The sequence below is a fragment of the Tomitella cavernea genome, assembly GCF_016599145.1.
In the GTDB taxonomy this organism is placed as follows: Bacteria; Actinomycetota; Actinomycetes; order Mycobacteriales; family Mycobacteriaceae; genus Tomitella; species Tomitella cavernae.
The window spans coordinates 51,224-61,961 of the sequence record NZ_JAENKO010000025.1 but is presented as its reverse complement, the minus strand read 5'-3'; the positions used below and the strand labels follow the sequence as shown (position 1 = coordinate 61,961).

The following is a 10,738-nucleotide window of genomic DNA, read 5'->3' as shown; positions in this document are numbered from 1 at the left end:
CCCGGGTTGCCCGCATCGCGCGTGCGGTCCTGCGCGCGCGTACGCTCGTCCCGGCCGTCGGCCGCAGCCGTTGCGGAGCGTGCGGGGCGGCCGCGGCCGGCACGGCGTGACCCTCGTGCCGGCCTCTGGCGGTTTCCGCCTGGCGAGGCGCCGTCGTCTGCGGTAGGCGCTCCGGCCGTCGCTCTTGTGCGGGAGGCGGTACCTTCCGTCGTCCTTTTCGTCGGGGTCTTGGCCGTTCCGCGGGTGGCGACCCGCCGTTCCTGCACGTAGAGCGTGAGACGGAATGCGCCGATGACGACCACGATGACAGTGGTCACGATCATCGTGGGGAACCTGTCGATCAGCGGGAGCGCCATGTCGAACAGGATGCCCTTGAGCCCCGCGGCGGGGTTGTCCGCGAAGCTCCGGTACGCCAGGGGCACCGCGACGAGCAGTATCAGCGGAGGTTGTGCCATCGCGGTGAACAGCGACCGGTTGCGCACCATCAACACCGCGGCGACGCATCCGAGGAAGTACAGGACGGTGAAGACCCACGTCAGCTGGCTGCCGCGGGCGGAGTCGATGAGGAACCCGACCAGAGCAGCCGCGACCGCGCAGGCCAGAGCGCCCCACCAGGGCACGCCGGGCGTCGTGGCCAGGACTGAGCGTTGGTCCAGGGGTACCCGGCCGCGGCGTCGCGGCGAGGTGCGCGGTGAATCGGTCACCTAGCGAGGTTAACCGTTCATCCGCTCGCAGCGCCGTCGGCCGCACCGTCGGCGTCGTGCGTGTCCGACCATCCGACGACCCGCGGAACCGACTCGACCTGGCGTATCGGCGCCAGATCGGTGTCGGTCATCTGCAGCTCGGAGAGGCGACGTGCGGTCACCATCACTCGCGACTCGAAGGACGCGGCGGTGGAATTGAACGACTCGACGGCCTTGCCGAGGCGGTCGCCGACGCGGTCGAAGTGACGTGACATAGTTTCCAGTCGCCGCGCCAGTTCCGTACCCAGTGAGTGGATGGTGCGGGCCTCCTGCGACAGCGCCTCCTGACGCCAACCCAGAGCCACGGTGCGCAGCAGCGCGACGAGGGTGGTGGGGGTGGCGAGCACGACGTTCTTCGCCATTGCGTACTCGAACAGTCCTTTGTCGGTGGAGACTGCGGCGTCGAGGAACGGATCGCCGGGGACGAAGAGCACCACGAACTCCGGGGTGGGGTCGAACGCGCGCCAGTAGGCTTTGGCCGCGAGCTTGTCGACGTGCGCACGCAGCTGCGAGGCGTGGGAGAACATCAACTTCTGGCGCTCCTGCTCGCGGGTGGCGGACAGGGCGTCGAGGTAGGCCGACAGCGGGACCTTCGCGTCGACGACGATCCGGCGGCCGCCGGACAGGCGGATGATCATGTCGGGACGTACACGCGCGGTCGGGCCGTCGACGGCCTCGGCGGTGACCTGCGTGTCGAAATCACAATGGCGCGCCATCCCCGCGAGCTCCACCACGCGTTCGAGCTGAAGCTCGCCCCATCTGCCTCGCACTTGCGGTGCGCGCAGCGCGGAGACCAGACGCGTGGTCTGAGTGGACAGTTCGCGGTTGGAATGATGCATGGCGGCCACCTGTTCGCTGATGCCCGCGTAGGCGCCGACGCGGTCGTGCTCGAGCAACCGCAGCTGCTCGCTGAGAGCGCCTAACGCATCCCGCAAGGGCGCGACCACATGCCCCATCCGCTCACCGATCTCGCCGGCGTTGCGGCGGGCAGCCTCGTCGTTGACCGAGCCCAACGACGCCTCCCAAGACCGGCGTCCCTCCTCGCGGGCGTCCATAGTGGCCTCCGCGCGTGCCAGCCGGTTTCCGATACGTGCCGCATGCGCCAGCCAGCCGACGACGGCCCCGAGCACCAGAGCAGCGACCAGCATGACGGCCGTGATCACATCCATGGCCACGATCCTGCACCAAGGGTCCGACATTGATGATGAAAGAGCATCCGATGAGGATGTGGATGGCTCCGAGACGGGCCGTGACTCAGGGTCTGACTGACGCCCTGCTGGGCTGTCTTCCAATTGATCTGTCCGGCTCCGTCCCGGTGCCGCAGCAGTACCGCGCCGGACGCGAGGCGGACATGACCTAATAAGGAGCGTGGCAGTTCCTCGTCAATGTCTTGTCTGCCCGCCCCGCTCCGACGTGCACCCGACCCTGACGGTACGAAGGAGCACACCGCCATGATGACAGAACCATTAGAGATCTACGGGGGCGTTGATACGCACGCCGAAACGATCCACGTCGCCGCCATCGACGACCGTGGCCAGCCTCAGGCTGACCACGAATACCCGACAACCCCTGCCGGTTATCGGAAGGCCATCGCTTTTCTGCACAGCCGCGGGCGTGTGCGCGTTGTCGGCGTCGAAGGCACTTCCAGCTACGGTGCCGGCATCACCCGGGCCCTGTCTGCAGAAGGTCTCACCGTTGCCGAAGCGATCCGCCCTGATCGCGCAGACCGCCGCCGCCACGGCAAATCTGTCCCTCTGCGGCTGCTCAAACGCGCCATCGCACGCGAGATGTTCACACTGCTCACTAAGCCCGTCCAGGCCCCCGAGTACGCCGACCTGCGCACTACCCGGCAGAGCAAGAACATCACCCTGACCGCCGTCGCCCGCGACTTCAGTGTCTGGCCAACAGTGATCTCACGGATCGAACGCGGACTACAACGCGACGACGCCTTCGTCGATACCTACCGCGAATGGCTCGCAGCGGCTTGACAACAATAGGAGCATCAATTCGGCGCGGTCCGCGCTGTCTGTCGCGGCGCGCACGCCCGGAACCGGATGATCACCGGTCGCGGACTTGTCGGTGCGGTGCTCTACCGTCGGCGGCATGAGGATCCTGCACACTTCGGACTGGCACATCGGCCGGACCTTCCACGGCGTGGACCTGCTGGCGGACCAGGAGAGCGTCCTCGAGGAGATCGCCGGCATCGTCAGCCGTGAGCATGTGGACGCGGTGGTTCTGGCGGGGGACGTGTACGACCGGTCGGTGCCGGGCGCGGAGGCGGTGCGGGCGTGCAACCGTGCGTTGGTGGCGTTGCGGGAGGCGGGCGCGACGATCATAGCGACGTCGGGCAATCACGATTCGCCGGCGCGTCTGGGGGCGGGCGCCGATTTCGCAGCCGCCGGGGGGCTTCATCTGTTCACCACGGTCGGTGGCGTCGGTCACCCGGTCGTGCTCGACGATGAGCACGGTCCGGTCCGGTTCTACGGCGTGCCCTATCTGGAACCGGACGTGTGCCGCAGCGAGCTCGGTGTCCCCGCGGCCCGCACGCACGAGGATGTGTTGACGGCGGCGATGGAACGGGTGCGCGCCGACATCGCGGCCGTGGACCCGGGAACCCGATCCGTGGTCGTCGCGCATGCCTTCGTCGTCGGCGGCGATGCCACCGATTCCGAACGGTCCATCTCCGTGGGAGGAGTGGAGACAGTGCCCGCAGCGGCGTTCGAGGGCGTGGACTATGCGGCGCTCGGGCACCTGCACTCACCGCAGGAGATCCGTTCCTGGTTGCGCTATTCAGGCAGCCCTTTGCCTTACTCGTTCGGTGAACGCAGCGACGCGAAAGGTGTGTGGATCGTGGATCTGGGCGCCGAAGGGCTGGAGTCGGTGCGCAAGGTACCGCTGACCTCCGTGCGCGGGTTGAGCCGCCTCACCGGCACGCTGCAGGACCTGCTGGACGGTGCGGAGCACGCGGACGCGGAGCAGGATTACGTGTCGGCGCTGCTGGTGGACGAACGCCGGCCGCAGGATCCGATGCGCAGGCTGCGCGAGCGCTTCCCGCACGCGGTGCACCTGGAATGGGAGCGGCCGGGCGGCAACCCGGAACTGCGTTATCGCGAGCGGGTGCGCGGGCGTGATGACACCCAGATCGTGCGTGCCTTCCTCGACGACGTGCGCGGCGAGCCGACGGACGAGGAGATGTCGCTGGTGTCGGAGGCGTTTGCGGCCGTCACCGCCGAGAAGGAGGGGGAGCGTTGAGACTGCATTCACTCGCGATGACCGGTTTCGGTCCGTTCGCGGACACGCAGCGGGTGGACTTCGACGCATTGGGCGCAGATGGGCTGTTCCTGCTGCACGGGCAGACCGGCGCCGGCAAGACCACCGTGCTCGACGCCGTGGCCTTCGCGCTGTACGGCACCGTGCCGGGTGCACGCCAGGACGGGCGTCGGCTGCGCTCCGACCACGCCGCGCCCGGGACGCCTACCGAAGTGTCCCTCGAAGCGACGATCGGAGGCAGGCACCTGCGGATCCGCCGCAGCCCCGAGTACATGCGTCCGAAGAAACGCGGTGAGGGCGAGACCAAGGAGAACGCGAAGGCGACCCTGGAATGGCTCGACGGCAACGGTGAGAACCTCAGCCGCATCGACGAGATCGGGCGGGCGGTGACCTCCTTGCTGGGCATGAGCGCCGAGCAGTTCTTCCAGGTCGTGCTGCTGCCGCAGGGAGAGTTCGCGAAGTTCCTCAAGGCGGAGACCAGTACCCGCGCGTCGCTGCTGGAAAGGCTCTTCGACACCGCACGTTTCAGCGACGTCGAGCAGTGGTTCGCGGAGCGCCGGCGTGCGGCGTCCGCGGCGTTCGAACACGGCCGGCAGTCGGTCGCCGTAGCGGTCGACGGACTCACCACCGCGGCCGGAGATCTCGCAGCGGCCGCCGGGCGGGCGATGGCGGCCGAGCCCGACGTGCCCGGGGGTGGCGACGATGGAAGCGGTGACGATGGAAGCGGTGACGACGGTAATGTCACGGAAGGCGCCGTGTCGAGCGACGGGATGCGGGATGACGATCCCGTCGCGTGGGCCGAATCCGTACGGGAGCTCGCCGCAGCCGCCGCCGTGCACACTGCGGACGAGCTGCACACGCGGCGGACTGCGGCCGCGGAGGCACGCTCGCTGGCAGATCGCGAACGGGAAAGGGCGAAGGCGCAACACCGGCGCGCGGAGGCATGTGCCGCGGTAGCGACTTTCGAGCAGGGGAACGAAGCCAGGACGCGCGTCACTGCGGAACTCGGCGCCGCGCGCCGTGCAGAGCACACAGGTTGGGCGGAAAGATCGAGGGCCGCGGCGGAAACGGACCGGGATGCGGCCGTCGCGCGCCGCGACGCGCTTGCCGCCGCCTTCGCCGCGCACGATGCGGAATCCGCCGCCGTCCTGGATGCGGCGACGTCCGATGGCGGCGACATCGACTCCTTCGCGCTGGAGGCGGGTGCCCGCCGGCTCGATGAGGAACTCGTCCGCCTGGACGCTGCCGCCGGAGACGAAGACGCGTTGACCGCGCTCATCTCGGAACAATCGCAGGCCACGGAGCGGCGCGAACGTAATGAGGCCGAGCTGCACGCCGTTCTGGATCAGTCGGAGGCGTTGCCCGCGTCGATCGAGCGGGTACGCGAGGAGCGTGACCGCGCATCGCAGGCGACGACGGCGCTTCCCGCGCAGGCTGCAGCGCTGGACACCGCGAGGACGATCGAGGAAGCGGCGCTGGCGATCCCGGCTGCGCGGGCCGCGCAGGAGAGCGAGGCCGCTGCCGTCGCTGACGCCGAGTCCCGCTATAACGATGCGCGCGCGCACGCGCTGGACCTGCGTGAGCGGCGGCTCAACGGCATGGCCGCGGAACTCGCCGGTGAACTCCGTACAGGGGAGCCGTGCGCGGTGTGCGGATCAGAGCAGCACCCCCGGCCGGCGGCGGCAGCAGAAGGATCGGTGACCCAGCAGGACGAGGACTCTGCGACGCGCGAGGTAGACACGCTCGCAGGCCGGTTGGACGCAGCACGCCGTTCGCTGCGGGATGCAGAGACGGAGCTCGCCGTCCTGGCGCAGAAGGCGGACGGCGTGGACGCCGACGACGCGACCCGACGTCGCGTGGCGGCTGAGGGGGCCCACGTGGAGAGCGCGCGCCTCGCAGGGCGGCTCGACGAGGCCACATCCCGGCTCGAAAGCCTGGAGTTGCAGCTGGGCGCACTGCAGGTGGACCTTGAAGCGCGGCGGGAGGCGAAATCCGGACTGGATTCGCACGCAGCGGGATTACGTGCGCGTATCGACGCTATTCGGGGGCGGCTGCACTCCGCGGTGGGGCAGCACACGGGCGTTCGCGAGCGCGCTGTGGAGATCCGGGGGATCCGTGCGAGGGTGGAAGAACTGCGCGGGGTCGTCGCTGAAACCGACACCGCGGCGGAGGCGCTGCGAAAGGCACAAGAGTCGGTGGTGGCCGCGGCCCTCGAAGCCGGTTTCAAGGACGCCGATGAGGCTCTCGCGGCGGTGCGCACGACGTCCCGGTGCGCCGAGATCGAGGCCGAGCTGGCGGCCGCCCACGAAGCGGTCGCCAGTGCTCGCTCGATTCTCGAAGAACCGGACATCGTTGCTGTCGCCGACCTGCCGCCGGCCGACACCGAATCGGCCGCGGCGGCGTCCGCCGAGGCCGATGACCGGCTCGAGTCGGCAGTGCGGGCGCAGGACCAGGCACGCACGCGGCTGACGGCAGTGACCGAGCAGGCGGAACGTCTGGGCAAGTCCGTCGCGGCGCTCGACCCGCTACGGGACGAGCACGTGTGGCTCTCCGCGCTGGCGGACGTGATGAAGGGCGACGGTGAGAACGCGCGCCGGATGTCCCTGCGGTCTTACGTTCTCGCTGCACGACTCGAGGAGGTCGCGTTGGTTGCGTCGCAGCGACTGCGCGTGATGTCCGGCGGCCGCTACGAATTCGTCCACACCGAGGCAACCATCAAACGTGAGCGGCGAGGAGGGCTGGGCCTCGACATCCTCGACGCCAACACCGGTGCCGTCAGGCCGACGTCCACCCTCTCCGGAGGGGAGACCTTCATGGCTTCGCTGTCGCTGGCGCTCGGGTTGGCCGACGTGGTCTCGGAAGAGTCCGGCGGTATCCACCTGGAAACGCTCTTCATCGACGAAGGCTTCGGCACCCTCGACGCCGAAACCCTCGACGTGGTGATGGGCGTGCTCGATGAACTGCGCGACGGAGGCAGGGCGGTGGGCATCGTCAGCCACGTCGCCGAGATGCGGCACCGCATTCCCAGCAGACTGCACGTGGTCAAGGGGGAGGCCGGTTCGTCGCTGCAGACTTCGAGCTCACGAGTCGGCTGAATCCGTGCGCGGCGGTGCTCAATCGTCACTGCGGCTGCGGCGAATGAGGCGCGCAACGAGCGAACCCCGGGGTCCCTCCGCCTCTGCGGTCTCGGACTGATCCGCGTCCTCCGAAAGAGACGCCATCTGCGGACCACCGGTGCCGCCCGTTCCCGAAGCCTCGGGCAGTCCCACGCCGCTGCCGGCCGGGAGCGGCGAAACTTGGGCGTCGATGTGCTCACTGATATAGCGGACGAAGACCGCGACCACGGCGGCGACGGGCACCGCGAGGAACGCGCCCACGATCCCCCAGAGGCTGCCGCCCGCCGTCACCGCCAGCAGCACCACCACCGGGTGCAGGTCCATGGACCTGCTCTGCAGCATCGGACTGAGCACGTTGCCCTCGAGCTGCTGCACGGCGATGATGAGCGCAAGCACGATCAGCGCGGTGGTCCAGCCGTTCGCCACCAGAGCGACGAGTACCGCCAACGCCCCCGCGACGAAAGCGCCGACGATCGGGATGAACCCGCCGAAGAACGTGATCACCGCCAGGACGCCGGCCAACGGTACGCCGATGATCACCAGGCCGACGCCGATGAACAGTGCGTCGATGAAGGCGACGAGCGCCTGTGTGCGGATGAAGCCGCCGAGCGTCGACCACATCCGCTGCAGCACCTCCTCGACATGGTGCGAGGCGGGCCCGCCGGTGGATCGGTGCATCCAGGGGATGAACTTGGGGCCGTCCTTGATGAAGAAGAACAACAACACCACGATCAGCAGCAACGTCACGACCACCGACCCTGCGGTGCTCACACCGGTGAACACGCCCTGCGCGATCGTCGAGGCGCTGGACTGCACCTTGCTGGTGATGGCGTGGACGGCCTCGTTGATCTGCTCGGGCCGGATGTTGAACGGCGGCCCCGTCAGCCAATCCTGCACCTTGTTGACGCCCTCGACGGTCCTGTCGGCGAGCGGGCCGATCTGGTTCATGACCGACGGCACGATGCCGGCGATGACGGCGGCGAGCACGATCAACCCGCCCACCATCGTCGTCAACGCGGCCACGGCGGGCGGAACCCTGTGCCGCTGCATCCAGCCGCTGATGGGCCACAGCACGGTCGCCATGATGGTCGCGATGAGCACCGGAAGCACGACCACCCAGACCTTGCCCAGCAGGTGGTCGATCAGCCACAAGGCTCCGAGAATGAGGATGATGCGCAAGCTCCACTCGGCGAGCCACCGACCGCCGCGTCCGATCACCTCGCCGCGCGTACGTGCAGGGGTGTGCTGCGACATCGATCCTCACTTCACTGTCGGGAGTTGTGCGTACGACACACCGACGGAGCGTGCGCCGCTGGTCGTCCCTCATCATCGCCGATGATGGGGTGCGGATAGGCGAACATGCCCGCGTGTCACGCATCTCGGCCGCACGGGCCCGACGTGCAAGCGGATGCGGAAGCGCCGGGGTGGCCTTTCGTCGCCCCGATTTGCCGACGGCCGTCCCGGGGCAGCCGGAGCGGGCTACGGTGAGCGGATGACCGTTCGGGGAGGTGGCGGCCGGCTCTTCACCGTTGTCTGCGATGCGTGTCGACGCGCGGGCCGCACGCTGGGTAGGGCGTCGTATCTGCAGAAGTGGCTCGTGCTCGGTGTGCTCATCGGCGCGATCGCCGGCCTCGGTGCGATCGGCTTCTACTGGCTGCTCACCCACGCGACGGATCTGCTGCTCGTAGGCCTGGGCGGCTACACGCCTCCACAGCCGGACGCCGCCGGCGGTGGCGCCCCCGGTGGCATCGGATTCTCCGACTTCACACGGCCGTGGGCGATTCCGCTGGTCGTCGGCGGCGGTGCGCTGGCGTCCGGTTTGCTGGTATTCACCTTGGCGCCGGAAGCCGAGGGGCATGGCACCGATGCGGCGATCGCGGCGATCCACCGCAATCCCCGGCAGATCAAGGTACGCACCGTGATTGTGAAGATCGTCGCGTCGGCGTTGACGATCGGCTCCGGCGGCTCCGGCGGACGCGAGGGGCCGACGGCACAGATCTCGGCCGGATTCGCTTCGTTGCTCACGCGGTTTCTGGACCTGCGGCCGGCGGATGGCCGGATCGCGGTGGGGGTGGGCATCGGATCCGGCATCGGCGCGATCTTCGGAGCGCCCCTGGGCGGCGCCGTGCTGTCGGCGTCGATCGCGTACAAGAACGACTTCGACGCCCGTGTGCTCATCCCCGGTTTCATCACGTCGATCTCGGCCTACGCGGTATTCGGCAGCGTCGAGGGATACCGACCGTTGTTCGGCGATGCCGCAGCCGGGTACATGTTCGACGACCCGGTCCACTTGGTCTGGTTCGCGGTCATCGGAATTCTGTCCGGGGTGGTCGGGCTCGCCTACAGTCGCACCTTCTATGCGACGGTCAGGCTGACGAAGCGGTTGCCGGGCGCCGGTCGCGCCGCGCGCATCGGCAAGGCCACGGCGGGCGGGGTCCTGGTGGGTCTGCTGGCGTTGGCCATCCCACAGGTGCTCGGCAGCGGGTACGGGTGGGCGCAGTTGGCGCTGGACCGGTCCGGGCTCTTGTCGTTGCCATTGTGGGTTGTGCTCATTCTGCCGGCCGCGAAGATCCTGGCCACCGCGCTGTCGATCGGGTCAGGCGGGTCGGGCGGGATCTTCGGACCCGGCATGGTGATCGGCGCCTTCGTCGGCGGAGCGGTGTGGCGGGTGCTGGAGGCCGTGGGCGCGCCGTCGGTCCCCGAGAGCCCCGCGGTGTTCGTCGTCGTGGGCATGATGGCGTGCTTCGGCAGCGTGGCACGGGTGCCGTTGGCGGTGATGCTCATGGTGGGGGAGATGACCGGCAGCTACACCGTGCTCGTGCCCGCGATGCTCGCCGTCGGCCTGGCATATCTGCTCGTGCGGCAGGCGGGCGACACGATCTACAGCGAGCAGGTGGACAGCCGTGAAACCGAGTACGCCGCGCGCGTCGGCTCTGCGCTGCCACTTCTGGACCGCGTTCCGGTGCGCACGGTCGTGTCGGCGCCGCCGGTCGTGTTGTCGTCCCGCGACGCCTGGGGCGACGCGGAACTGAAACTGCGCGCCGCCGGCGTCGTCAGTGCACCGGTCACGGACGTGGACGGTCGTTTCGTCGGCGTGCTCGCCGCCTCTCAGTGCACCGGATCGGCTGATTCCGGCATCGGGCCGGCCATCGATCGTGCCGCGGTAGCCGTGGGGATGGACCAGAACCTCGATGAGGTGCTCGCAGTGCTGCCGCCGGGGTCGGAGGCGGACCAGCGGTGGGCTGTGGTCGTGGATCCGGACCGGGTGCTGCGTGGGGTGGTCACCGTAAACGGCATCGTGCGCGGTTATCAGACTGCGCTGCACATGGACGCCACGCGCTTCCACGGCGTCTCCAAGTACGCGGATGTGGTAGACATCCCGATTGCTGCGGGCTCGACGATGGTCAGGGCCGGCGTGGCCGGTCCGGCGGTGCCGGGCGAGGTGATCGTGCTGTCCATCCTGCGCGGCGGAGCGATCCTGCAGGGCGCGGACGGGGTTGCACTCCAGGAGGGGGACGTGGTGACAGTACTCGGACCTCCGCACAGGCTGGCCGAGTTCCGTGAGCGCGCCTTCGGCGCCGACGAGGTGCGAACGGCCACAACGTAGAC

7 protein-coding genes and 1 pseudogene are annotated in these 10,738 nt (G+C 68.9%); 5 read left to right on the top strand and 3 right to left on the bottom strand.

Features of this window, described 5'->3' with window-relative positions:
• The coding region (locus JJ683_RS10355; protein WP_200173822.1) for a DUF6542 domain-containing protein at positions 1-704 on the bottom strand (704 nt) is incomplete at its 3' end.
• Between the two features lie 17 nt (positions 705-721).
• Positions 722-1,912 (bottom strand): DNA recombination protein RmuC, encoded by a 1,191-nt coding sequence (locus JJ683_RS10350; RefSeq protein ID WP_200173821.1) that lies wholly within the window; start codon positions 1,910-1,912, stop codon positions 722-724.
• A 282-nt stretch (positions 1,913-2,194) separates the two neighbouring features.
• Between JJ683_RS10350 and JJ683_RS10345 the strand changes: the two genes are divergently transcribed.
• The 3 genes from JJ683_RS10345 (at position 2,195) to JJ683_RS10335 (ending at position 7,108) form a co-directional block, all read left to right on the top strand.
• Positions 2,195-2,731, top strand: a complete 537-nt coding sequence (locus JJ683_RS10345; protein ID WP_242474595.1) for an IS110 family transposase — start codon at positions 2,195-2,197, stop codon at positions 2,729-2,731.
• 115 nt (positions 2,732-2,846) lie between these two features.
• Positions 2,847-3,995, top strand: coding sequence for an exonuclease SbcCD subunit D (locus tag JJ683_RS10340; RefSeq protein ID WP_200173820.1), 1,149 nt, complete (start codon positions 2,847-2,849; stop codon positions 3,993-3,995).
• Entirely contained in the window at positions 3,992-7,108 is a 3,117-nt protein-coding gene (locus JJ683_RS10335; RefSeq protein WP_200173819.1) for an AAA family ATPase, read from the top strand. Before JJ683_RS10340 ends, JJ683_RS10335 begins: the two co-directional genes overlap by 4 nt.
• Positions 7,109-7,126: 18 nt before the next feature.
• On the opposite strand, the gene JJ683_RS10330 is transcribed toward JJ683_RS10335, so the two are convergent.
• Positions 7,127-8,383, bottom strand: coding sequence for an AI-2E family transporter (locus JJ683_RS10330; protein ID WP_200173818.1), 1,257 nt, complete (start codon positions 8,381-8,383; stop codon positions 7,127-7,129).
• Between the two features lie 238 nt (positions 8,384-8,621).
• Here JJ683_RS10330 and JJ683_RS10325 point away from each other — a divergent pair.
• A pseudogene (locus JJ683_RS10325) lies at positions 8,622-10,034 on the top strand (chloride channel protein); the annotation flags it as partial.
• Positions 10,035-10,304: 270 nt separating this feature from the next.
• Positions 10,305-10,736, top strand: a complete 432-nt coding sequence (locus tag JJ683_RS19660) for a TrkA C-terminal domain-containing protein (RefSeq protein ID WP_307810838.1) — start codon at positions 10,305-10,307, stop codon at positions 10,734-10,736.
• Positions 10,737-10,738 lie beyond the last annotated feature (2 nt).

Coding starts and splice junctions, on each gene's coding strand:
- JJ683_RS10350 (WP_200173821.1), bottom strand. CDS start 1,912: ATGGATGTGATCACGGCCGTCATGCTGGTCGCTGCTCTGGTGCTCGGG.
- JJ683_RS10345 (WP_242474595.1), top strand. CDS start 2,195: ATGATGACAGAACCATTAGAGATCTACGGGGGCGTTGATACGCACGCC.
- JJ683_RS10340 (WP_200173820.1), top strand. CDS start 2,847: ATGAGGATCCTGCACACTTCGGACTGGCACATCGGCCGGACCTTCCAC.
- JJ683_RS10330 (WP_200173818.1), bottom strand. CDS start 8,383: ATGTCGCAGCACACCCCTGCACGTACGCGCGGCGAGGTGATCGGACGC.
- JJ683_RS19660 (WP_307810838.1), top strand. CDS start 10,305: ATGGACCAGAACCTCGATGAGGTGCTCGCAGTGCTGCCGCCGGGGTCG.